Source organism: Verticiella alkaliphila, from assembly GCF_018904615.1.
Classification (GTDB): Bacteria; Pseudomonadota; Gammaproteobacteria; order Burkholderiales; family Burkholderiaceae_B; genus Verticiella; species Verticiella alkaliphila.
On the sequence record NZ_JADCNH010000012.1, the window covers coordinates 89,408 to 113,029 of the forward strand.

General features: G+C 67.5%; 19 protein-coding genes and 1 pseudogene. 13 read left to right on the forward strand and 7 right to left on the reverse strand.

The window, feature by feature from the left end; all coding sequences use genetic code 11:
* Positions 1–15 precede the first annotated feature (15 nt).
* A complete protein-coding gene (locus IMZ29_RS10365) occupies positions 16–921 on the forward strand; it encodes a LysR family transcriptional regulator (RefSeq protein WP_216183436.1) in 906 nt (301 codons plus the stop codon).
* Positions 922–930: 9 nt separating this feature from the next.
* On the opposite strand, the gene dctP is transcribed toward IMZ29_RS10365, so the two are convergent.
* From dctP to IMZ29_RS10380, 3 genes and pseudogenes are all read right to left on the reverse strand, one after another.
* Entirely contained in the window at positions 931–1,893 is a 963-nt protein-coding gene (dctP, locus tag IMZ29_RS10370) for a TRAP transporter substrate-binding protein DctP (RefSeq protein ID WP_216183438.1), read from the reverse strand.
* Positions 1,894–1,953: 60 nt separating this feature from the next.
* A pseudogene (locus IMZ29_RS10375) lies at positions 1,954–3,269 on the reverse strand (TRAP transporter large permease).
* 1 nt (position 3,270) lies between these two features.
* Entirely contained in the window at positions 3,271–3,783 is a 513-nt protein-coding gene (locus IMZ29_RS10380; protein ID WP_216183440.1) for a TRAP transporter small permease, read from the reverse strand.
* Between the two features lie 317 nt (positions 3,784–4,100).
* On the opposite strand from IMZ29_RS10380, the gene IMZ29_RS10385 reads away from it, so the two are divergent.
* From IMZ29_RS10385 to IMZ29_RS10395, 3 genes are all read left to right on the forward strand, one after another.
* Entirely contained in the window at positions 4,101–5,018 is a 918-nt protein-coding gene (locus IMZ29_RS10385) for a LysR family transcriptional regulator (protein ID WP_216183442.1), read from the forward strand.
* A gap of 118 nt (positions 5,019–5,136) precedes the next feature.
* Entirely contained in the window at positions 5,137–6,327 is a 1,191-nt protein-coding gene (locus tag IMZ29_RS10390; RefSeq protein ID WP_216183444.1) for a mandelate racemase/muconate lactonizing enzyme family protein, read from the forward strand.
* 52 nt (positions 6,328–6,379) lie between these two features.
* Positions 6,380–7,354 carry a Bug family tripartite tricarboxylate transporter substrate binding protein gene (locus IMZ29_RS10395; protein ID WP_216183446.1) on the forward strand — a complete coding sequence of 325 codons (975 nt, stop codon included), beginning with the start codon at positions 6,380–6,382 and terminating at the stop codon, positions 7,352–7,354.
* A gap of 46 nt (positions 7,355–7,400) precedes the next feature.
* On the opposite strand, the gene IMZ29_RS10400 is transcribed toward IMZ29_RS10395, so the two are convergent.
* The gene (locus tag IMZ29_RS10400) at positions 7,401–8,675 is read right to left on the reverse strand and encodes a DUF2254 domain-containing protein (protein ID WP_216183448.1); all 1,275 of its coding nucleotides are present in this window, start codon (positions 8,673–8,675) and stop codon (positions 7,401–7,403) included.
* Between the two features lie 144 nt (positions 8,676–8,819).
* Between IMZ29_RS10400 and IMZ29_RS10405 the strand changes: the two genes are divergently transcribed.
* From IMZ29_RS10405 to IMZ29_RS10425, 5 genes are all read left to right on the forward strand, one after another.
* A complete protein-coding gene (locus IMZ29_RS10405; protein ID WP_216183450.1) occupies positions 8,820–9,752 on the forward strand; it encodes a hypothetical protein in 933 nt (310 codons plus the stop codon).
* Between the two features lie 58 nt (positions 9,753–9,810).
* A complete protein-coding gene (locus tag IMZ29_RS10410; protein ID WP_216183452.1) occupies positions 9,811–10,419 on the forward strand; it encodes a sugar O-acetyltransferase in 609 nt (202 codons plus the stop codon).
* A gap of 107 nt (positions 10,420–10,526) precedes the next feature.
* On the forward strand, positions 10,527–11,414 hold the full coding sequence (locus IMZ29_RS10415; protein WP_216183454.1) for a dienelactone hydrolase family protein: 888 nt from the start codon (positions 10,527–10,529) through the stop codon (positions 11,412–11,414).
* 294 nt (positions 11,415–11,708) lie between these two features.
* The gene (locus IMZ29_RS10420) at positions 11,709–12,083 is read left to right on the forward strand and encodes a helix-turn-helix domain-containing protein (RefSeq protein WP_216183456.1); all 375 of its coding nucleotides are present in this window, start codon (positions 11,709–11,711) and stop codon (positions 12,081–12,083) included.
* The gene (locus IMZ29_RS10425) at positions 12,076–13,545 is read left to right on the forward strand and encodes a HipA domain-containing protein (RefSeq protein WP_216183458.1); all 1,470 of its coding nucleotides are present in this window, start codon (positions 12,076–12,078) and stop codon (positions 13,543–13,545) included. Before IMZ29_RS10420 ends, IMZ29_RS10425 begins: the two co-directional genes overlap by 8 nt.
* Positions 13,546–13,573: 28 nt before the next feature.
* Here the strand turns inward: IMZ29_RS10425 and glmS are convergent, their stop codons facing one another.
* Positions 13,574–15,409 (reverse strand): glutamine--fructose-6-phosphate transaminase (isomerizing), encoded by a 1,836-nt coding sequence (gene glmS, locus IMZ29_RS10430; RefSeq protein WP_216183460.1) that lies wholly within the window; start codon positions 15,407–15,409, stop codon positions 13,574–13,576.
* A gap of 170 nt (positions 15,410–15,579) precedes the next feature.
* On the opposite strand from glmS, the gene IMZ29_RS10435 reads away from it, so the two are divergent.
* Both IMZ29_RS10435 and IMZ29_RS10440 read left to right on the forward strand, forming a co-directional pair.
* On the forward strand, positions 15,580–16,092 hold the full coding sequence (locus IMZ29_RS10435; RefSeq protein WP_216183475.1) for an Lrp/AsnC family transcriptional regulator: 513 nt from the start codon (positions 15,580–15,582) through the stop codon (positions 16,090–16,092).
* 150 nt (positions 16,093–16,242) lie between these two features.
* Positions 16,243–18,297 (forward strand): metallophosphoesterase family protein, encoded by a 2,055-nt coding sequence (locus IMZ29_RS10440; RefSeq protein WP_253207024.1) that lies wholly within the window; start codon positions 16,243–16,245, stop codon positions 18,295–18,297.
* On the opposite strand, the gene IMZ29_RS10445 is transcribed toward IMZ29_RS10440, so the two are convergent.
* A complete protein-coding gene (locus IMZ29_RS10445; protein ID WP_216183462.1) occupies positions 18,257–18,862 on the reverse strand; it encodes a TetR/AcrR family transcriptional regulator in 606 nt (201 codons plus the stop codon). The genes IMZ29_RS10440 and IMZ29_RS10445 overlap by 41 nt on opposite strands.
* A gap of 222 nt (positions 18,863–19,084) precedes the next feature.
* Between IMZ29_RS10445 and IMZ29_RS10450 the strand changes: the two genes are divergently transcribed.
* Both IMZ29_RS10450 and IMZ29_RS10455 read left to right on the forward strand, forming a co-directional pair.
* On the forward strand, positions 19,085–20,227 hold the full coding sequence (locus IMZ29_RS10450; RefSeq protein ID WP_216183464.1) for an ABC transporter substrate-binding protein: 1,143 nt from the start codon (positions 19,085–19,087) through the stop codon (positions 20,225–20,227).
* Entirely contained in the window at positions 20,224–22,056 is a 1,833-nt protein-coding gene (locus IMZ29_RS10455) for a feruloyl-CoA synthase (RefSeq protein WP_216183465.1), read from the forward strand. Before IMZ29_RS10450 ends, IMZ29_RS10455 begins: the two co-directional genes overlap by 4 nt.
* Before the next feature lie 72 nt (positions 22,057–22,128).
* Here the strand turns inward: IMZ29_RS10455 and glmU are convergent, their stop codons facing one another.
* Positions 22,129–23,502 carry a bifunctional UDP-N-acetylglucosamine diphosphorylase/glucosamine-1-phosphate N-acetyltransferase GlmU gene (gene glmU, locus IMZ29_RS10460; protein WP_216183466.1) on the reverse strand — a complete coding sequence of 458 codons (1,374 nt, stop codon included), beginning with the start codon at positions 23,500–23,502 and terminating at the stop codon, positions 22,129–22,131.
* Positions 23,503–23,622 lie beyond the last annotated feature (120 nt).

Genomic DNA, 23,622 nt, shown 5'->3' on the forward strand with positions numbered 1-23,622 from the left:
AATAAAGGAGCCGCCGTGCAGCCTCGACGCATCGACCTGAATCTCGTGCGGGTGTTCGTCGCCGTCTTCGAGGCGCGCAGCGTGAGCCTCGCGGCGGATCGCCTGTTCGTTTCCCAGCCCACCGTGAGTTACTCGCTGGCGCGCCTGCGCGAATTGCTGGACGATCCGCTCTTCGTGCGCGGTGCGGACGGCATGCAGCCCACGGATCGCGCCACCCGCGTGTACGGCGAATTCAGCGAGGCGCTGGGGCGCATCACCGCCACCGTGGAGGATTGCCAGGGTTTCGAGCCGGCACGCGCTTCGCAGCGCTTTCGCATCTCCATGTCGGACATCGGGCAGTTGATCTTCCTGCCACCACTGCTGGCGTTGCTGGAACGCGAGGCGCCCGGCGTGGAGCTCGAAGTCGTGCAGGAAGAAGTGAGCCAGATACCGGCCGCCTTGGCCGCCGGCAAACTGGATCTGGCCGTGGGCAACCTGCAGCCCATCGTGGACGTCACGCAGCACGCCACGCTCTTCCATGAGCGCTATGTAGGCCTGGTGCGCACCGGCCACCCGGCCGCGCAGGGTGGCCTGACGCTCGGCGGCTATCTGGCGGCTCGCCATGTCGTGGTGTCCTCGCCCTTTGCCGGGCATACGGTGCTGGAGGACGCCCTGCGCGCTCAAGGCATCCAGCGCAAGGTCACGCTGCGCATCCCGCACTTCACCATCCTGCCCTCGGTCATCGCGCACAGCGATCTGCTGGTCGCGTTGCCCTCGCGCGTGGCGGCCTGGTTCGCACGCTACGAGCCGCTCACGGCCGTAGAGCTGCCGGTGCTCGTGGCGCCCTTCGACGTGCGGGTGCATTGGCATCCGCGACACGAGCACAGTGCTGCGGGCGGCTGGCTGCGCGGCGCCGTGCAGCGCAGCCTGGGTACGCTCTAGCGCGCCGGATCAACCGCCGAAAAGCGGGCGCAGCTTGGCGGCATTCTGCGGGCTGACCTGCTCGATGCCCGCCCAGCCCGCCTGCTGGGCCTTGTCCAGGAAGCCTTGCACGTCGGCCTGGGGCAACTCGATGAACTGGATGCCGGCCTTCGCCAGGCGCTCCTTTTCGGCCTCGGCAAGGGCCTGGTCACCGGCGTTCTGCGCCTCGGCCCAGGCCACCTGTTTTTCCAGGAAGGTGCGCTGCTCGTCGGTGAGCTTCTTCCAGCTGTTCTGGTTCATGAAGAGGCCGACCTCGACGTTGTAGAAACCCGGCTCCACGCGATAGCGTGTCTTCTCCTGCCAGCCCAGGTCAAAAACCCCGATCGAGGGCCAGCCGTAGCCGTCGACCATGCCGCGCTCCAGCGCGGTATAGACCTCGCCGGGCGGCATCTGCATGGGCACCGCGCCCAGCGACTGGAAGAAGCTGCGATACACCGGCACGCTGCGCAGCTTCAGGTTCTTGAAGTCTGCGCCGCTCACGGGCTTGTTGGTGTAGATGTGGTACTTCAGGCCATCCGAGACCCGGCCCAGCCACACGATGTTGGCCTTCTGCCGATGGATCTGGTCGAGCATCTCGTAGCCGCCGTTGGCGCGCAACTCGGGCATGGATTTGTCCGTGAAGGACATGGCCAGGGCTTCGGGCACCAGGTTGGCATGGAAGACGCCGTTGGTGTTGGCCAGGTCCACCACGCCGGCGCGTAGCGCCCCGCCGATCTCCAGCGTGGGGATGGATTCAGGTCCGCCCACTACCTGGATGCGCAGGATCCCCTTGCCTTCGGTGTTGACCTTGTCGACGAAGGCCTTGAAGCGCTGGCTGAAGAACGTGTCCATGCCGAACGCGCTCACGGCACGCAGGGTGGCCTCGGCGGCCTGGGCCGAGGCGGTGGCCAGTGCCAGGGCGGCACAGGCAAGAAGGCGATGTCGAAATTTCATGGGTCTGTCTCCGTTGAAAGGGCGGGCCGCCGTCCTGGCAGCGGCCTTGGGATGACCGGCCTACTGCATGAGGCGCGGCAAGGCGGTGGCCAGCCAGGGGGCGGCCACGATAAGACCGAGCACGGCAACCTCGATCATGATGAAAGGCACGGCGGCGGCATAGATCTGATTGAGCCGGATCGCCGGCGGCGCCACGGACTGCATGACGAGCAGCAGCAGTCCGAAGGGCGGCGTGAGCAGCCCGAGCTCCATCGCGATCAGCATCATCACGCCCAGCCACACGGATCGATCCCGGCCGCGTTGGCCAGCGGCATGAAGAAAGGCAGGGTGATCATCATCATGCTGATCTGGTCGATCACGCAGCCGATCACGAGCAGGATCAACAGCATGCCAAGCACCAGCATCAGCGGACTGAGCTCATAGGCCTGGATGACGGCGAGCAGCCCGCCGATGGCACCGGAGAAGCTCAGCAGCTGGGCAAAGGTGGTGGAGGCCACCAGGATGAACAGGATGACACCCGAGATGCGTGCCGTCTCGATCATCGCCTTGACAAGGGCGGCCCAGCTGAGCGTGCGATAGCAGGCTGTGGCGACGAGCGCGGCGGCCGCGCCGATGGCCGCGGATTCCGTGGGCGTGGCCCAGCCGGCCAGCATGCTGCCCACCACGGCCACGAAGAGCAGCAGCAGCGGCAGAACGTCGCGCACGAGCGGCTTCCAGCGCGCCCAGCCACGCACGATGGGCGCATCGTCGTCGGCCGGCGCAAGGCTGGGGTCCATGCGGCAGCGCACGATCACATACACCAGAAAGCCCGCAGCCATGAGGAGGCCGGGCACGATGCCGCCGATCAGCAGCTGCGCGATCGAGATGTTGCCCAGGCTGCCCAGCATCACCGCGAGGGTGGAGGGCGGGATCAGCATGGCGATGCCACCCACAGCCATGATCGGGCCCATGGCCAGCGTCGGGTGATAGCCCCGCTTGAGCATGTCGGGCAGCATCATGCTGCCCATCATGGCGGTGTTGGCGATTGTCGAACCCGACAGCGTGGCGAAGGTGGTGCCGCCCAGCACCGACACGATGGACAGCCGTCCGGGCAGTCTGGCGATCAGGCCCTCGATGGCATGGATCGCCCGGTATGCCAGCCCCGTGTGGAACAGGACCTCGCCCATCAGCACGAACAGCGGGATGGGTGTGAGCGAGAACGAGGTGACCGCGCTCACGGAATTGCGCACGAGCTGCGCAAAGCCGATGTCCCCACCCAGGAAGACCCACGCGCCCACCAGGTTGACGCCCAGGAACGTGAAGGCGACGGGGATGCCGAGCGCGAGCAGGCCGAACATCAGGCCGAGCATCAGGCCGAGTGCCAGATACCATTCCATGTCAGCGGCCCCCCACGGGCGCGGGTCTGACGAGGCGGCGCGCGAACTCCACCGTCATGAGCGCGAAGCTCGCGATCATCGGCGTGGTGAGCCACCATTCCGGGAAGACCAGCACCTTATAGGTGAGCGCACCCTGCGCGGCTGCATCGCGCGCCGAGCCGGCGGCTTCCCAGGCCAGCAGCGCACACACCCCCAGGCCGAAGAGGTTGCTCAAAGCATCCAGGCCACGCTGGGCGCCTGATGGCAGGGCGCGCACCAAGATGTCCACGCGGATGTGGTCACCGTGGTAGAGCAGCCAGGGTGCGGCGACGAACGCCGCCGTCATCAGCAGATATTCCGAGACCTCCAGGCCCCAGGTGAGGTTGAGGACGCCCAGGTTGCGCAGGAACACGTCGAGGCAAACGAGCGTGCCGAGCGCCCCGAAGAGCAGGGCGGCGAGGCCGCCACAGGCCGTCATGAGACGGGCATAGGCACCGCGCGACGGCGAAACGGCGGGCGTGACGTCACTCAGCATGGCAGGTCGGTCAGACAGGGGTGAACATGGCGACGTGAGGTCATTGCCAGGTGCGCCGCATCGGGCTGCGATCGGCCAGCGGGCGTGCGGCAGGCGCAGAGGGCGGCGCACTGCGGGCAGCGCGGCAGGGGGTACGGCATGTCTTGTCTCCTGGCGTGCCGTGCGACGTGGCCGGCGCGCCGTATTCGAGGTTCAGCCCGGCCAGCGTACGAACGGCTGCGCTCTCCTGGCAAATCGATAGAAAATATTCGCAACATAGATGGCATCGATAGGGCGTGACCGTAGGGCCCGCCCGCGATTTGCCGGACAATGCCGCCATGAGCACGCTTTCCCAACTGGACATTGCCGCCGTGCGGCTCGTGCTGGCCGTCGTCGAGGCCGGCAGCATCAGCGCGGGCGCCGCCCGCTGCCACGTCTCGGTCGCCGCCGCGAGCAAGCGGATCAGCGATCTCGAGGCGCGCCTGGGCATTCAGCTGCTCGTGCGGCGCAGCCGCGGCGTGCGGCCCACGCCGGCGGGTGAGGCGTTCGTGGCCCATGCACGACGCATGGCCCAGGTAGCCGGGGTGATGGAGGAGGACCTGCGCGATTACGCCAACGGCATCGAGGATCGCGTCCGCATGGTGGCCAATTCGTCGGCCATCGTGCAGTTTCTGCCGGAAGACCTGGCCCACTATCTGGCCGTGCACCCCGGCGTTCGCATCGATCTCGAAGAGCAGCCCAGCCGGGCGATCGCCGAGACCTTGCAGACCGACCGGGCTGACCTGGGGCTCTTCGAGGCGAACCAGGTGCCGCCCGGCATCGAGTGGGCGCCCTATCGATCCGACACCCTGGTGTGCGTCACGCATGCGAGCCACCCGCTGGCCCAGACGCGGGGGCCGACGGCGTTTGCCGAGACCTTGCACTACGACCACGTCGGCCTGTACCGCGGCACGGCCGTGCTCGCGCGCATGGAGCGGGCGGCGGACGAGGCGGGCAGGCCTTTGCGCCTGCGCATCCAGGTCACGAATTTCGACGCCGTGTGCCGCATGGTCGGCAGTGGCATCGGCATCGGCGTCGTGCCCGAGCGCATCGCGCAGGATCACGTCACCCTGGGTCGGGTGCGCAGCGTGCCGCTGTCCGACGCGTGGGCCGCTCGTCGTCTCATCCTGGGCTGGCCGCGCCCGCGCCCGCCCTCGTCCGGCGCGCAATCGCTGATCGCACATCTGGCCGCTGCAGGTCAGGCCGATGGCGCGTGATTTCGACTTTCTCGAAACCAGCCTTCTCAAAAACTCGATTGTGGGAGGGGGCGCAGTCTTTCTATAACGACGGTCATCGTGCGGCGAATGCCGCGCCCTGATCGTCTAGGAGACCTGCATGACTCTCGCTCACCCCGGGGAACGCCCCACGCCTCTGCGCATCCGTCACGTCCAGGCCATCCCGCTGAACGTCAACGTGAACCTGCAGGCCGGGGGCGTCACCAAGCCCACGTCGCTGTCCTGCGTCATCGTGCGCATCGACACCGAGGATGGCCTGACGGGCTGCGGCTTCACCGCCATCACCGAGGAAGAAGTCGTTGCCGCGGCGATCAACGAGATCGCCCAGCCGGCGCTCATCGGCCAGTCCGCCTTCGATACCGAGAAGCTCTGGGACCGTCTCTATTGGCTGCTCACGCCGCGTGGACAGAGCGGCTACGGCTCGCACGCGATCGCCGCCGTGGACGTCGCTTTGTGGGATCTGAAGGCCCAGGCGCTCGGCCTGCCGCTGCACAAGCTCCTGGGCGGCGCGCGCGATCAGGTGCCGGTCTACGCCACCTTTGGTTTCGGGTTTCTCGATGACGAGCAGCTGGCGGCGGCCGCGGCCGAGTGGGTGGAGCGCGGCTTCACGCGCCTGAAGATGACGGTGGGCAACCACGCCCTGCAACGTCGTGACGAGCCGCGTCCGTTGTCGGCCGTGATCCGCGAGGACGAGCGCCGCGTGCGGGCCGTGCGTGACCGCATCGGCAACAGCGCGCAGCTGTGCATCGATGCCAACTGCAGCCTGGATCCGTACCACGCCCGCGTGCTGGCCGAGCGGCTCTCGGACTGCGATCTGGCCTTCTTCGAGGAGCCCATGACGCAGAACGACGCACGGGCGCTCGCCGACCTGCGCCGTCGCGCACCCATGCCCATTGCTGCCGGCCAGAACGAAGGCCTGGCCTCGCGCTTTGCGGAATTCTTCGCGAACGGTTCGCTGGACATCGCCCAGCCCAACGTGGTGATCACGGGCGGCTACACGCAGTGCCTGCGCATCGCCGGCATGGCGCAGGCCTGGAACGTGTCCATTGCCAACGGTGGGGCCTGGCCCTTTCACAACATGTCGTTGCACGCGGGCCTGGCCCACGGCGGCTTCGTGGAGTATCACAGCGTGGCGGTCAAGGTGTGCGAACCGCTGTTCCGCAACCTGCCGACGCCGGAGCGCGGCTGGCTCACGCTGCCGGACGCCCCGGGTCTGGGCCTCGATCCGGATTGGGATGCCATCGCGGATCTGGCGAAGCGGCCGCTCTCGCGGGGCACCGGCAAGGCCTGACAAGACATCGAACATTCACGGCCCCGGCGGGGGCCGATAACAGGAGACAACCATGAAATATGCCAACAAAATCATCGGCGCAGTCAGCCTCGCCTGTGCGGTCATGGCGCCCGGTCTGGCCAGTGCGCAACAGTGGCCCGGCAGCGCGCCCATCCGCCTCATCGTGCCTGCCTCGGCCGGTGGCTCGCTCGACGTGCTCACGCGTCCGCTGGCACAGCAGCTCTCCAAGATCCTGGATGCCAACGTCATCGTGGAGAATCGCGGCGGTGCGGCGGGCATGATCGGCGCCGATCACGTCGCCAAGTCCCCCCCGGATGGTCACACCTTCCTCATGGGCGCGATCCACCATGCGATCGCCGCCACGGTCATGAAGAACGTGTCGTTCGATCCGAAGAAGGATCTGGTGGCGGTGGCGAGCATCGGCTCCACGCCCAACGTATTGATGGTGACGGCCCAGGCGCCGGCCAAGACGCCGGATGAGTTCGTCGCCTGGATCAAGAAGGAATCCGCGCCGAACTACGCCACGGGCGGCCCGGGCGGCCTGCACCACCTGAGCGCCGAGCAGCTGAGCCGGCAGGTGGGCGTCCAGGCCCAGGCCGTGCACTACCGTGGCAGCGCGCCGGCGATGACGGATCTCATCAGCGGCCAGGTGCACTTCATGCTCGAGACCATGCCTGCCGCGATCAACCAGATCAAGGCCGGCAGCACCCGTGCCATCGCCGTGACGACCAAGGAGCGCTCGGCTGTCTTCCCTGACGTGCCGACGCTGGATGAGTCCATTGCCAAGGGCTTCGACGTGCAGACCTGGTACGGCATCATGGCCCCGGGCGGCACCTCGCCCGAGATCGTCAGCGCCATGCGCGACGCTGTGGCCAAGGCCCTGGACACGCCGGAGATGAAGAAGGTCTGGGAAGCCTCGGGCACGTCGCTGCCGAGCGCTGAGCAGGCCGATTTCCAGGCCTTCTGGCTGGCCGAGATCGATCGCTGGGGCAAGGTGGCCAAGGACAACAACGTCAGCATCGACTGAACCGCGTTGACAGCGCAGTCCCCCAAGCCGGCGCTCGCCGGCTTTTTTATGACAGGCGCCAGGCATCCGCCTGCCAGGCGGTCTCGGCTGCGGCCCGCAGGAGGGCCCGGTCTTCGGGCAGGCGCATGGCCGCATCGGCGTGCCGAAGGGCGCGCGCAGCCAAGTGCCGGGCCGCGGTGCCGAAGCGGGCGTCGTCCAGGCGGGCCAGGCTGGCGAGCGCCTTCTGCAGCCGGATGCCGACTTCCAGCAAGGCCGCGCCGTCACGTGCGATCGGGGCGTAGAAATCCTCGAGCAGCTCCTCGATGGTCGGGTCCGCCACGTAGAGACGAGCGCACGCAGGATCGGCGGCGCTGGGCTCAGCCGGCTCGGCCAGCGTGCCGAGCACCCGCACGCTGCGCCCGATGAGGTCGATGGCCGTGCCCGGATCGTTGGTGGCTGCCGAGAGCGCGCGCTGGGCGATCTCGCTCAGCACGCAGATGCCGAAGCGCGGATCCTGCTCGAAGCTGCGTCGCCGGCCAAGGGTGAAGGCGCCCGGGATGGCAGCCAGATCTTCCTCGCTCAGACCGACGGCGAGCGCCAGCGGCCGGGTCGGGTCGACGAACGTGCCCGGCGGCGCGAGGACATAGATGCGGGCCTGCTCGGCTTGCACGCGCGCGGCCAGCGCCGGCATGTCGATGTGCTGGACGTAGCCCACCTCGGCCGCATGGCAGGCCACGGCGTGGGCCGGCCACTGGTCGGCGGGCGGCAGGGGGCTCGCCCCCAGATTCGGATGGGCCTGGCGATCCCGCAGTGCCCGCACGGCGGCGTTCTCGACGCGGTCCGTGGTCTGGCCAAGCCGGCCCAGCGTCGACAGGTGGCTGATCCAGCGCAGCAAGGTCCAGACAATGAGCGCGATGACGAAGAGCGTCACGCCGAACATCACCACGCGTCCTTGGTCGCCGTACGCGCCTGTGCTGAGCGCGATGATGCCGACCAGGCTGAAGAGGAAGGACCCGATGAAGGTGGCCAGCGCGTTCTGGGTGGTGGTGTCCTCGTCGAGCAGCGAGGTGGCGCGCGGGGTGACGTTGGTCGTCGCGGAGCCATAGGCCGACACCATGATGCTCAGGGAGAATGTCGTCACCGCGAGCATGCTCGAGGCGATGATGCCCAGCACGTTGTCCACGGCATCCGCGCCGATCCGTGTGGCGAGCCCGGCAGGTATGTAGGGCTTGACCGCCCAGGCAAGCAGCGCCGTGGCCACGCCCAGCACCGAGAATATCGTGGCGCGAAACCACAGCTGCCGACCGATGCGGCGCAGGCGCCAGCCCCATTTTCCCAGCATGTTCTGTCCTTGGCCGTCTGCGCGGCGCGTCTTGAGTGCGGCTCGTTAGCAGGGGCTGTGCCCAACAGCGGCCCATCGTCCAGCGTTGACGGGGCCGGCACAGGCTGGCTATCTTGCCGCTTTGCGCCCGCCTACGCCGCCCCGATGCCGCTGATCTCAGCTGATACCGCGCCCGACGCCGCCGACACGCCGGCCAACGCCACGCGTCTGTACGCCATCCTGGCGCGACAGGCACGCACGGCGGTCGTGTTCCGGCGCGGCCCCTCCCGGCAGGTGCAGTTGATCCGTTGGAACCTGCGCGACGACACCTTCGAGCACGGGCAGTGGTTCAAAGGGCGGATCTACGAGCGCCGCTGCGACCTCTCGCCTTCCGGCAAGCACTTGGTGTATTTCGCGGCGACGCATCGGGCGCCCCACGGCACGTGGACGGCCGTGTCCCGGCCTCCGTATTTCAGTGCACTGGTCCTTTGGCCCAAGGGTGACGCCTGGGGCGGTGGCGGCCTGTTCCAGGACGAGCACACCTTGCTGCTGAATCACGCACCAGCGCCGGACGGTACATGGCCGCTGGCCCCAGGATTCACCCCGCCGCCTCGTCTGCAGGTGCGCTCGCTCGGGCCTTCTGCCGGGCGGGGCGAGGATGAACCCCTCCAGGGCCTGTTGCGCGAACGGGATGGCTGGCAACTCGTGGACGCAGGCAAGGGTGGGCGCGGATCGGTGCGCGCGAAAACCTTGTTCACCTTCAGCCGCCCGCAGGTGATGGCCCGGCCCGGGCCATCCGGGCCCAGCCTGCAACAGCGGTTGCACGCCGTCGGCCCGGAGAACGACGCCTTCTATGCCTTCTCGCATCGCGTGGTCGATGCCGAGGGCGCCGTGCTGGCGGATCTGGGCCGCAGCGATTGGGCCGATTGGGAGGGGGGTGACGTCGTCTTCGCCCGCGCGGGTCGCTTGTACCGGCTGCGCAAGAATCGCATCGCCACCTACGCGGCGCAGGGCGACGCGGCGTTGCAGCTTCTGCATGACTTCCGGGCTGCGCGGTTCACCGAGCTCGCGCCAAGCGCCCAGGCGCTCAAGTGGTAGGCAGGGCAGGCGCGCGGATTGCTGCCGAGCGGGGTCCCTCGCGCCTGATCGCCATCCCATGACCGACACTCCCGATCCCGCCGACACCCGTCCCATGCGCGAACGCATGGAGGCGGGCGACCTGTACATCGCTGACGCCGAACTCGCCGTGGCCAATCGTGCTGCCTATGGCCTGTCGCTGCGCTATGCGGCGCGCTTTGCCGACGACCTGGACGAGGCCCGCCGCATTCTGCAGCAGCTGCTCGGATCGATCGCCGACGACGCCATGATCAAGCCGCCGCTGGCCGTGGATTACGGCCGCTACATCACGGTCGGGGCGGGCACCTTCATCAACAGCGGTCTCGTGGCGCTGGACGTGGCGCGCATCACCATCGGGCGCGACGTGCAGATCGGCCCCAACGTGCAGTTGCTGACGCCCACGCACCCGGTGGAGCCGGGCCTGCGCCGCGCCAAGTGGGAAGCCGCGGCTCCCATCGTGCTCGAAGACAATGTCTGGCTGGGCGGCGGCGCCATCGTGCTGGCGGGCGTCACGGTGGGCCGCAATGCGGTCGTGGGCGCAGGCGCCGTCGTGACGCGCGACGTGCCGGCCAACACCGTCGTCGTCGGCAATCCGGCGCGCGTCATCCGCACCTTCGATCCGCAGGACGAGCCTCGCCCGTCTGCCTGAGATACGAACCTTCAGCCTTTCCCGTTGTCCCCCCGTTGCGGCAGAATGCCGTTGCACCTCATGGCCAGCCGGCCGTCCCCGTCCCCTTTGCCTGGAAGCGTGATCCCATGTCCTTCAACGATTCCCAGCTCGACAGCCTGATGCCTCCCCTGGAGCTCACGCGCCGCGGTTTCATCGTCACCGCCCTGGCGAGCGGCTTTGCCGTCGCCGCTGGCGCCGTGCAGGCGCAGACCGCCATCAAGACCTCGGACGACGGCCTGACCGCGGGCGAGGTGAAGATCCCGGCCAAGGACGGCGAGATCCCCGCCTACCGTGCCGCGCCCGCCGGGCAGAAGGACCTGCCGGTCATCCTCGTGATCCAGGAGATCTTCGGGGTGCACGAGTACATCAAGGACGTGTGCCGTCGCCTGGCCAAGGCCGGCTATCTGGCCATCGCGCCGGAGCTCTTCGCGCGCCAGGGCGATCCGGCCTCCTACCAGGACACCTCGACGCTCATGCGCGAACTGGTGAGCAAGGTGCCGGATGCCCAGGTGATGCAGGATCTGGACGCGACGGTGGCCTGGGCGGGTACGCAGGGCGGCGACGTCGAGCGCCTGGGCATCACGGGCTTCTGCTGGGGCGGACGCATCACCTGGCTTTACGCGGCCCACAACGCGCGCGTGAAGGCCGGCGTGGCCTGGTACGGCCGTCTGCAGGGCGATGCAACCGAGCTGCAACCGCGCCACCCCATCGCGGTGGTGGATCGCCTGAGCGCGCCGGTGCTCGGCCTCTATGGCGGGAAGGACACCGGCATTCCGCTGGAATCCGTCGAGGCCATGAAGGCCGCGCTCGCCAAGGGCTCGGATGCCGCGAAGGCGTCCAAGTTCGTGATTTACGACGATGCGCCGCATGCCTTCCATGCCGACTACCGCCCGAGCTACCGCAAAGAAGCCGCCGAGGATGGCTGGAAGCAGGCGCTCACCTGGTTCGGCGAGCGCCTGAAGGCACGGCCCTGAGCGCGCCCAGGCGGTCATTGGCTCCCAGCGCCGGGCGACGCCATCTTGCGTCGCCCGTCGGGCATTGATCACATCGATCGCTGGGTCGTGCCCATCGGTAGGCATGCAATCTTTTCTGATTCCTATGCCCGTAGGAATGGCGGCAGTCCGTTATCCTAGTTGGGTGAAAATTCCTGCTTTCGAAGGAATTTGAGCGAGAAACGGCCGCGAGTAAACTATAATTCCTGCGTTCAAAGGAATTTTTGTCGTGGTGTGACGCGCTTGGTTTGATTTCCTACGAGCAAAGGAATTTTTATGAACATCCGTTTGACGTCCGTACTGGAAGCAGGGGTCGCGATACGTACGCTTCGCAAGCGCGCTGGCATTCGGATCGACGACTTCGCACTGACCGCTGGGGTGAGCAAGCAGTTCATGACCGACCTCGAGAACGGAAAGGCAACCATTCAAATGGGCAAGGTCCTGCAACTGCTGGATCGCCTAGGCCTCGGGGTTGGCTTGGCGCTCCCGGACGCGGAGGTGGCGTCCTACCGCAAAGAACTCAGCAAAGCCCTGTCACGTCAGACGTTTCGCCCACCCAAGCGCAGACGCATGAAACCGGCGCAGCCCCTCGCCGCCACTGGCGACGGGACAGCCGCGCGTGAATCGGTGCCAGGAGACCGCGATGCCTGAGCGCGCGACAGAGGCGCCGCCGCCATACGGCAGACGGCTCTGCATCTATAGCAATCACGTGCACGTGGCCACGCTCCACGAGGACAACGACCTCTGGACGCTTGCGTATTCGCCGCAATGGGCCGCTAGCGAGGACGGATTCGACCTCAGCCCTGCGCTGCCTCGCGCTCAGCCGCAGCATCGCGATGGCGCCACGTCGCGCCCCGTCCAGTGGTACTTCGACAACCTGTTGCCCGAAGAGAGGCTCCGAGAGCTCATCGCCACGGATGCGAACCTGCGCAATCACGACGATGCCTTTGCACTGCTGGAATACCTGGGCGCAGAGTCTGCGGGTTCGTTGACGCTGCTTCCCGAGGGGCAAGAGCCCGAGGCCCCTCGGACGCTGAAACCCCTGTCTTACGAAGCACTCAGCCAGCGAATCCAGGCATTGCCTCATGCCACGCTGACACGGGAGGCGCCCAAGCGCATGTCGCTGGCCGGCGCACAACACAAGATGTTGGCCGTCATCAAAGGCCAGGATGTCTACGAGCCTGTGGGTTCCACGCCCTCGACGCACATTCTCAAGCCAGATCACCCATCCCGCGACACGTACCCCGCATCGGCCTACCTGGAATGGCTCACCATGACGCTGGCGCAAGCGGCCGGGCTCGAGGTGCCGACAGTGGCGCTATTGCACGTGCCCGAACCGGCATATGTCATTGAACGGTTCGACCGCCGCGTTGAGCCGGCGGCGCTGGCACCAACGACCGGCGAACAACCCCCTGACGTCGGGCGCGTCCACGCCATCGACGCGTGCCAACTGCTCAACAAATCGCGCGTATTCAAGTATGGCAAGGACGTACGCACCCTGCGAGAGATCTCACAGGCGTGCTCGGACACGCTCATGACGCCCGTGCGGCTCTTTCGATGGCTGGTTTTCAACCTGCTGGTGGCTAACGACGACTGTCACTTGAAGAACCTGTCGTTTCTGGTCACCCCGGGGCGCGTCGATCTCGCACCCCACTATGACCTGCTGGCCACGGGCGTCTATCACACCCGCGCTTTCGCCGAAGACGAGGGTAAGTGGCCCCACGTGTCGCTGGCCATTCATCTGTCGCAGGACGTCGTTCGGTTCGATCAGGTGACGCCTCAGGCAGTACTGACCGCCGGCCACGCGCTCGGCGTGCCAGAGCGCGTGGCCATGCGAACCGTCCGAGACGTCGTCACCCGCGTTCTTGGCGCCTTCGATGCGGTGTATGCGGAACACGACCCCGAGGACAAGGGCTTGCTGGCGCGATACAAGGCTCGAGACTCGGGTGCCGACGGCTCCGAAACGGCAACGATGGCGAGCGAGACGCGATGGGGCGGTCCCGGTACCGGAGCCGAGGCGCGGCCGCCTCAGGACAGTGCGCAGCAGTGGCGCATCCTGAGGGTGCTTCGCCACATCGTGTTGCCAGACATGATGGACAGATTGGTCCCATGAGCGCCGGCCGCTGCGCCGGCGCCCCCTCTTACTCCACCGTCACGCTCTTGGCCAGATTGCGCGGCTTGTCCACGTCCGTGCCGCGGGCGCAGGCGGTGTGATAGGCCAGCAACTGCAGCGGCACCACGTGCACGATGGGCGAGAGCATGCCGTAGTCGCCCGGCATCTGGATCACATGCACGCCGGGTTCGTTGGCGATGCGCGTGGCCGTGTCGCTGAACACATACAGCTGGCCGCCACGCGCGCGCACTTCCTGCAGGTTGGACTTGAGCTTTTCCAAGAGCGTGTCGTTGGGGGCCACCGTCACCACGGGCATCTGCTCGGTGACCAAAGCCAGCGGGCCGTGCTTGAGCTCGCCGGCCGGGTAGCCTTCGGCGTGGATGTAGCTGATTTCCTTGAGCTTCAACGCGCCTTCCAGGGCGATCGGGTAGTGCATGCCGCGGCCCAGGAAGAGGGCGTTCTCGCGGCGCGCAAAGGTGTCGGCCCAGCCGATGATGTGCGGTTCGAGCGCAAGCGTGGCCTGAATGGCCGAGGGCAGGTGGCGCAAGGCCTTCAGGTGCTCGGCCTCGGCTGCATCGTCGAGCTTGCCTCGGCTTTGCGCCAGGGTGAGCGCGAGCAGGAAGAGGGCGGTGAGCTGCGTGGTGAAGGCTTTCGTCGAGGCGACCCCGATCTCCACCCCGGCGCGGGTGATGAAGCCGAGCTTGCATTCGCGCACCATGGCGCTGGAGGCCACGTTGCAGATGGTGAGCGTATTCTCCATGCCCTGGCGGCGGGCGTGCTTCAGGGCCGCGAGCGTGTCGGCGGTCTCGCCGGATTGCGAGATCGTGACGACCAGCGTGCTCGGGTCCGGCACGCTGGTGCGATAGCGGTATTCGCTCGCGATCTCAACCGCCGTGGGCAGGCCGGCGAGCGCCTCGATCCAGTACTTGGCCGTCATGCCGGCGTAGTAGCTGGTGCCGCACGCGAGGATCAGCACGCGCTGCGTCTCCTGGAATACCTTGTACGCGGCATCGCCAAAGAGCTCGGGCGAGATGGTGTCCAGATCCTGCAGCGTGTCGGCCACGGCGCGCGGCTGCTCGAAGATCTCCTTCTGCATGTAGTGGCGGTAGGGGCCGAGTTCGGCGGCGGCGGTGAAGGCCGGCACTGTGTGCACGGGGCGATCTGCGGCGCGTCCTTCGCTGTCGACCACCCACACGCGGCCCACCTGGAGATCCACGACGTCGCCATCCTCGAGGTAGAGGATCTGGTCGGTGGTGCCGGCGAGCGCCAGCGCATCGGAGGCCAGGTAGTTGGCCGACTCGCTGGTGCCCACGACGAGCGGCGAACCATTGCGCGCGCCGACGACGCGGTGCGGCTCGTCGCGGCAGAAGGCCGCGATGGCGTAGGCGCCCTGCAGGCGGCGCACGGCACGTTGCAGCGCGTCGAAGAGATCGTCGTTGTAGAGGTGATCCAGGAGGTGGGCGATCACTTCCGTGTCGGTCTGGCTCTCGAACACGTAACCCGCGCCGCGCAGCTCTTCGCGCAGGGCTTCGTGGTTCTCGATGATGCCGTTGTGCACGAGCGCGATGCGTGGCTGGCCGCCGGGGCGCCCGGAGAAGTGCGGGTGGGCGTTGTGCGTGGCCGGCGCGCCGTGCGTGGCCCAGCGCGTGTGCGCGATGCCCGTGGAGCCGGCCAGGGCGTCGCGCGAGACGAGCGCCTTCAGGTCCGCCACGCGCGAGGTGCTGCGCGTGCGGCGCAGCGCGCCGTCCATGTGCAGGGCAATGCCGCACGAGTCATAGCCTCGGTACTCGAGCCGTTGCAGGCCTTCGACGAGAATGGGGGTGATATCGCTGCCGAGGGCAACGGCGCCGACGATGCCGCACATGGTGAATCTCCCGGAAAGTGGGGGCACGCAGGGGATGGCGTGCAGAACTGGGCGTATTCTGAGGATATCGGCGAGAAATTGAATTGCAGAATTGTCTATCAAGTGAAAGAATCTGCCGTGCAATAATTGCTAGGAAATTTTATTTCATAGAAGACGCACCTATGGTCAATATGGACAAGACAGACGGTATCGTGCTGGACGATCTTGACTGGCGCATCCTGGCCGAGTTGCAGGACGATGCCGCGCTGACCAACCATGCCCTGGCTGCCCGTGTTTTCTGTTCGCCCCCCACGTGCCTTCGGCGGGTGCGCCGCCTGACCGCACTGGGCGTCATCCAGTCGGTCGTGGCATTGCTCGACCCGGCCCAGGTCGGCCAGCCACTCACCACCATCGTGGAGGTGACGCTGGACGTCCAGACGATGGAGCAGCTCGATGCGTTCGAGCGGCGCGCGGTGGCCGAGCCTGCCGTGGTCCAGTGCTACCGGGTGAGCGGCGGCCCGGATTTCGTGGTGATCGTGATCGCGGCGGATATGTCGGCGTATCACGCACTCGTCGCCCGTCTTTTCAATGCCGCTGCCAACGTGCGCAATGTGCGCAGCTTCTTCTCCGTGCATCGGGCCAAGTTCGAGACCCGGGTCGTTCCGCCGGAGCGCCTCCCAGGGAGCGGCGGCACACGGGCCTAAGGCGCGCGCCGCTGTCAGCCCGCGCGCGCGGAGCGCCATGCCCCTGCCCGTGTGTCGCGCCCTCGGTTCCGGCGACTGGCGGCTGTTACGCCCGGTCGCGCTTTGCACGGGCTGTGAGTGGCGGCGCGGCGGGGCTGGCGCTACGCTCTCATGTCGCTGGCTCGCGCGCACCGTCTGCGCGCACGGCGTCTTTTCTTCATGATCCTGTCCGTGCCCCTCACCGATCCTGATTCCTCCGCCGCGCATCTGCCCGCCGTATTGGCGGGCCCCGTGCTGCGCCGCGTGGAGGCGCATCGCATCGTCCTCTGGCTGGCCGCGTCGCGTGCCCTCGATGCCACGCTCGTGATCGACTGCAGCCGGGACGGCTTGACCGTGTCGCATCGGGTGGCGCTCGATGGCACCTGCTGCCGCGAGGTGGTGGTGGGCCGTGAGGCCCGTCTGCTGCTCGTGGACGTGCAACTGCCGCAGCCACTGCCACTGGACACCCCCATCCGTTACGACATTCTGCTGAGCGAAGCCGGCGTCGAGCGCGGCGTCGCAGGCTGGGCGCCGCACCTGCTCTATCCCGGTCGCACCGCACTCGAGTTCGTCGTGCGTTCCCGGCTGGACAACGTGCTCTTCGGCTCATGTCGCAAGCCCAGCCATCCCGTGCGCGATGGCCTCGCGCGTGCCGACGCCGTCGTCATGGAAGCGCTCGATCGCCCGCAGGCGCGGCCGGCCTTCCTGCTGCTGTGCGGCGATCAGGTGTATGCCGACGACGTTGCCGGTCCGATGCTCTCGGCCATCCATGCACTCATCGGGCGCCTGGGCCTGTACGGGGAGTATCTGGAAGGCGCCGTGGTGCCGGACAGCGACGCCCTGTATGCGCATCCCGACGGCTACTACCGTCGCGAGAAGCTGTTGCCGGCCATCAAGTCCAACGACGACCTGCGTGAGCGCTTCTTTGGGGGCGTCGAAAAGCCGATCTTCACCAGCGCCAGTGCACACAATCATCTGGTCACGCTGGCCGAAGTGCTCGCCATGTATCTGCTCGTGTGGTCGCCAGTGCCCTGGCAGTTCGTGGCGCCCGCCATGCCGCCGCTGGAGGCGCCTCTGGCGCGCCGCTATCGCGCTGAAGCTGCGGCCATCAGCGGCTTTCGCGCGGAGCTACCCCAGGCTGCGCGCGTGCTGGCGAACCAGCCCACGCTCATGATCTTCGATGATCACGACGTCACCGACGACTGGAATCTCTCGGCCAAATGGGAGAGCACGGCCTATGGCCATCCATTCTCGCGGCGCATCGTGGGCAACGCGCTCATGGCCTATGCCTTCTGCCAGGGCTGGGGCAACGACCCGGATGCGTTTGCCAATGTGATCCCTGCGGCCGAGCGGGTGGCAGAGAATCCGGACGCTACCGGCCACCTGGATGCCGCGCGGCAGGACGCACTCATCGATGCCTTGCTGCAGACGCGGGGATGGGGCTATGCCCTGCCCACCACACCGCCACTCATCGTGCTGGACACGCGCACGCAGCGATGGCGCAACGACGATCATCCGAGCCAGCCATCCGGTCTCATGGATTGGGAGTCCCTCTGCGAGCTGCAACAGCGCCTGCTCGATCAAAGCGCCGCCGTGATCGTGTCACCGGCGCCGATGTTCGGCGTGAAGCTCATCGAGATCATCCAGCGCGTGATGACCTGGACCGGCCACGCGCTCATGGTGGATGCCGAGAACTGGATGGCCCACCGCGGGTCGGCGGGCACCATGCTCAACATCTTCCGGCACACGCGCACGCCGGGCAATTACGTCGTGCTCTCGGGCGACGTGCACTATTCCTTCGTGTACGACATCGAGATTCGCGCGCGTGAGCGCGGCCCACGCATCTGGCAGATCACAAGCAGTGGCCTGAAGAACGAATTCCCCCGCCGGCTGCTCGACTGGCTCGATCGCTTGAACCGCTGGCTCTATGCGCCGGAATCGCCCTTGAACCGCCTCACCAAGCGACGCGACATGGAGATCGTGCCGCGCGTGCCGGATCGGCGCCGCGCCGGCGAGCGCGTATGGAACGGCGCCGGTGTGGGCCAGGTGTTCCTGGACGAGGCGGGTCGCCCCACGCTCGTGCTGCATCACAACGCGGATGGCTCGCCGCCCACGCGGTTTCTGCCAGCTGGCGAGACGGGGCTTGTCAGGCGCTCGGCGGCAGATCGAGCAACACCCGCGCCATGAAGGCCCGCCGCTCGCGCTTTTGCAGGTCGCTGCCCTGGGCCGACAAAAGGGACTCGGACACTTCATAGGCGTACAGCGCAAAGGCGCGCAGTCGGGCTTCGGCCAGGTCCAGGCCCAGCGCGCTGAAGCATTGCGCAATGTAGGACAATCGCGTGGCGTCGACCTCGTCGACGACCTTGCGGGCCATCGCGTCGCGGCGTGCCCAGGCACGCATGGCCAGTTCCGTGGCGGCGGCGCGCTTGGCCGCCTGACCGCGAAAGGGCAGGCTCAGGAGATCATGGATCTGCTCGGTCGGTGAGGTCTTGCGACGTTCGAAGCGATCGATCACCTGTTCGGTGGCGGCGTTGCGCCAGGCCGTGAGCATGGCCTCGAGCAGCGCGTTGCGACTGCGAAAGTGCCAGTAGAAGCTGCCGCGCGTGACGTTCAATTCCTGCGCCAGCGTCTCGATGCGCACGGCATCCACGCTCTTGGCCTCGAGCACGCGCATGGCGGCCTCGATCCAGTCCTCACGCGTGAGCGAATTGCGGGCGGTGGGGGACGAGTCGGCGGTGGCCTGACGGGGCATGGCGGGATTCCAGGGCAAGACATTCCATACGACATTGTATGGAAGGCAGCGCAGCGCGCCAGCCCTGCGGCGCACCGCAGTGCATGGTGTTTTCCCTATACGTCTCCTTATCTACGTATGTAAGGTAGGGACAAACCCTGAATGCCACACTGACGCGGCAGTGCTACTGTTTCCATCAGTCCATACACATACGTATGTGTATTGTGAAACGAGGAGACAATGATGAAAAAATCCTGCACGCAGTGGCTGGCTGCCACGGCCCTGGCGCTAGCCACCGGCCTGGTTCACGCGCAAGGCCTCACGATCGGCCTCACGCTGTCCACGTCCGGGCCCGGCGCCTCGCTGGGCATTCCAGAGCGCAACGCCATCGAGCTGTTGCCCGATACCCTGGGCGGCTTGCCGGTGAAGTACGTGGTGCTGGACGACGCCACCGACCCTGGCAATGCCTCACGCAACGCGCGTCGCCTGGTGCAGGAACACAATGTGGACGCCATCATCGGCTCGTCCACCACGCCGGCCACGCTGGCCGTGACCTCGGTGGCGGCTGAGTCCAAGACCCTGCAGATTGCCTTGAGCCCGTTCCGTCGCGCCGGCGAGGTGTTCGACTGGGTCCTCTCGCTGCCGCAGTCCGTGCCCGTCATGTCCTCGGCTCTCTTCGAGGACATGAAAAAGCATGGCGTGAAGAAGCTGGGCTTCATCGGCTTTGCGGACTCCTATGGCGAGGTCTGGCTGAACGACGTGCGCCCGCGCGCCGAGAAAGAAGGCATCGAGCTGGTGGCCGTGGAGCGCTTCGCCCGCACCGATCGGTCGGTGACGGCGCAGGCGCTGAAGGTGTCGGGCGCGCAACCCGATGCCGTGCTGGTGGTGGCCAGCGGCACGCCTGGCGCGCTGCCCATGGTGGCTTTGGCCGATCGCGGTTTCAAAGGCCGCATCTACCAGACGCATGGCGTGGCCAACAACGACTTCATGCGCGTGAGCGGGACAAGCGCCAATGGCGTGGTCGTGCCCGCGGGTGCGCTGCTGGTGGCCGAGCAGCTCGCCGCCGACCACCCCAGCCGCGATGCCGCCCGCAGCTTCGTGCGTCGCTACGAGGCCAAGTACGGTGCGCAATCCCGTGACCTTTTCGCGGGCTACGCCTGGGATGCCTACCTGTTGCTGGACGAAGCCGTGCCGGTGGCGGCCAAGAACGCCAAGCCGGGCACGGCCGAGTTCCGCCAGGCGCTGCGCGATGCCGTCTTCGGCACGAAAGGCCTGGCCGGTGCGCATGGCGTGATCAACGTCTCCAAGGAAGATCACTCCGCCTATGGCGTGGATGGCCGCGTGCTCGTCACCGTGGAAGACGGCAAGTGGAAGCTGCTGCCATGAGCCAAGCCTGTCTGGCCGCTTGGCCGGCGCTCGCCACACCGCGCGTATTGCGCGAGTCGCGGCCCGACGGCTCTTTCATCCTGCGATCGGCCGAGCCGCTGCGCGAGTACGACGCGCGTATCGGTGACTGGCTGGTGCGCTGGGCGCAGCGCACGCCCCACGCGGTGTTCCTGGCCGAGCGCGATGCCCGTGGCACCGGGTGGCGACGCGTGACCTACGGCGAGGCGCTGGATCAGGTGCAGCGGCTGGCCCAGGCCATCCTGGATCTGCGCACGCCCCGCGAGCAGCCGATCGTCGCTGTCTCGGACAACAGCGTGAATCTCGGCCTGCTCAGCCTCGCGGCCATGCACGTGGGGCGCCCGATCGCGATCGTGTCGTCCTCCTACGTGCGCGTCGCCAAGGACATGTCCAAGGCGCATGCCATCCTGCGCCGCCTGGCGCCGGCGCTGGTGTATGCCGAAGACGGCGTGCTCTACGGCCCGGCGCTGGCCTCGGCCGGGCTGGACTGTCCGCAGGTGTATGCGCAGTCGGTGCCCGAGGGCGGGATCGACCTGGCCACCTTGCTGGCCACCGAGCCAACGCTTGCCGTGGACTCGGCCTTCGCCGAAGTCCTGCCGGACGACACGGCCAAGCTTCTGCTCACCTCTGGATCCACGGGCACGCCCAAGATCGTCGTCAACACGCACCGCATGTTGTGCGCGAACCAGCAGATGATCGCGCAGTGCTGGCCTTTCATCGAATCGCGACCACCCGTAGTGCTGGATTGGCTGCCCTGGAGCCATACGTTCGGCGCCAACCACAACTTCAACCTGGTGCTGCGCAATGGCGGCACGCTGTACGTGGACGATGGACGGCCGATGCCGGGTCTCATCGAGCGTACCGTGGCCAACCTGGAATCCGTGCAGCCCACGGTGTACTTCAATGTGCCCAAGGGCTTCGATGCCTTGTTGCCGCATTTGGAGTCACGCCCGGCGCTGGCCGCGCGCTTCTTCCAGAATCTGGATGCGGTCTTCTATGCGGCGGCCGCGCTGCCGCCCGCCACCTGGAAGCGCCTGGAGGACTGCGCCAGGCCCCATCGCGCGCAGCCGCTCTTCTTCACCACCGCCTGGGGCGCTACCGAGACCGCGCCGCTGATCACCAGCGCCCACTTCCCGCTGGATCGGCCGGGCAACATCGGTGTGCCCGCGCCAGGCATGGAGCTCAAGTTCGTGCCGGCGCAAGGCAAGATGGAATTGCGGGTGCGGGGCGTGTCCGTGTTCTCGCAGTACCGCGGCGATCCGGACAAGACGGCTGCGGCCTTCGATGAGGAGGGCTTCTATTGCCTGGGTGACGCCGGCCAGCTGATCGATCCCGAGAACCCGTCGGCAGGCGTGCTGTTCGATGGCCGGGTGGCCGAAGACTTCAAGCTCGTCACGGGCACCTGGGTCTTCGTAGGCAACCTGCGCGTGCAGGCCGTGTCGGCCCTGACGCCGCTCGCGATGGACGTGGTCGTGTCCGGTCACGATCGTGACGAAGTCGGCCTGTTGGTGTTTCCGACGCCAGCGCTGCGCGCGCTGGCCGGCGATACCGCGGGCACGGCCAGCGGTACGGAACTCGGCCGGCATCCTGCGGTGCAGGCGCGCGTGAAGGCGGCGCTGGAGCCGATCTATGCGGGGGCGGGGTCATCGCAACGCGCGCGTCGCGTGGTCATCCTGTCGAGTCTGCCGAGCCTGGATGCCGGGGAGATCACGGACAAGGGCTACGTGAATCAGGCCGCAGCGCTCGCCCAGCGCGCAGACGACGTGGCGCGGCTGTACTCGGAGGACGACTCGGTGATCCGCATAGGTTGACGCGCAGCAGGTGATCCGCAGCAGGTCATCGACCCAGGCCGGGGGCACGCTGCCCGCGGCCTGGGCGGGCGCTCAGCGCCCGGCCTTGTCGGCCTTCACCGGTCGGCGCCAGCCCTCGATGGCTTTCTGCGGCGAGCGTGACACGGTCAAGGTATCGGCCGGCGCATCCCGCGTGAGGGTGGTGCCCGCGCCCACGGTCGCGCCGCGCTTGACGGTGACGGGGGCCACGAGTTGGGTGTCCGAGCCGATGAACGCGTCGTCCTCGATGACGGTGCGGTGCTTGTTCACGCCATCGTAGTTGCAGGTGATGGTGCCCGCGCCGATGTTCACGCGCTGGCCCACGGTGGCGTCACCCACGTAGGACAGGTGATTCGCCTTGCTGTCGGCACCGAAGCGGGCGTTCTTGACCTCGACGAAGTTGCCCACGCGGCTGCGCTCGCCCAGCACGGTGCCGGGACGCAGGCGCGCGTAGGGCCCGACGTTGGCGCCGGCGCCGACGTCGGCCTCTTCCAGGTGGCTGAACGCTTCGATGCGCGCGCCCGGGCCCACCCGGACGTTGCGCAGCACGCAATTCGGACCGACGATCACGCCGTCCGCAAGCTCGACTTCGCCTTCGAAGACACAATTCACGTCGATGAAAACGTCGCGACCGCACAGAAGACCGCCGCGCACGTCGATGCGGGCCGGGTCGGCCAGCGTGACGCCCGCCTCCAGCAGCCGCTCGGCCTGGTGGCGCTGATAGAGGCGTTCGAGTTCGGCCTGCTGGGCGCGGCTGTTGACGCCGAGCGTCTCCCACGCGTGCCCGGGCGCCGCGCTGCGCACCGGCACGCCGGCTGCCACGGCCGCGGCGATCACGTCCGTGAGGTAGTACTCACCCTGCGCGTTGTCGTTGGTGAGGCCGGCGAGCCAGCCGCGCAGGGCGTCCGTGGGCGCGGCCAGGATGCCGGTGTTGACTTCGTCGATGGCCTGTTCGGCAGGCGAGGCATCCTTATGCTCGACGATGCGCCGGATCTCGCCCGCGTCGTCGCGCACGATGCGCCCGTAGCCCGTCGGGTCCGGCAGCTGTACCGTGAGCACGCCCAGGCCCTGGGCCGCGGCGTCGACCAGGCCGCGCAGCGTGGCTTCGCTCACGAGCGGCACGTCGCCATACAGGACCAGCGTGGTGCCGCCCGGCAGGAGTTCCGGTTCGGCCTGCTGGACGGCGTGACCTGTGCCGAGTTGCGGAGACTGCAGGACGCAGCGCACGTCCGGCTGGCCCGCGCAGGCTGCCTGGACCTGCTCGGCGCCATGGCCGGTGACGATGACGATGCGCTGCGGCGAGAGCGCGCGGGCGGTGCCCACGACGTGAGCGAGCATGGAGCGCCCGGCCAGGGTGTGCAGGACTTTCGGCAGGTCAGAGCGCATGCGCTTGCCCATGCCGGCGGCCAGGATGACGATGTTGAGCATGATGGATCCAGGTGACGGCTCAGCCACCGCTACGCGAGCGGGGCGCGGCCTTGCGGGCCGTGGCTTTGCGCGGGGCGCTCTTGCGGGCCTGGGTGGCCGGCGCGGCCGCGCGCTTCTTGG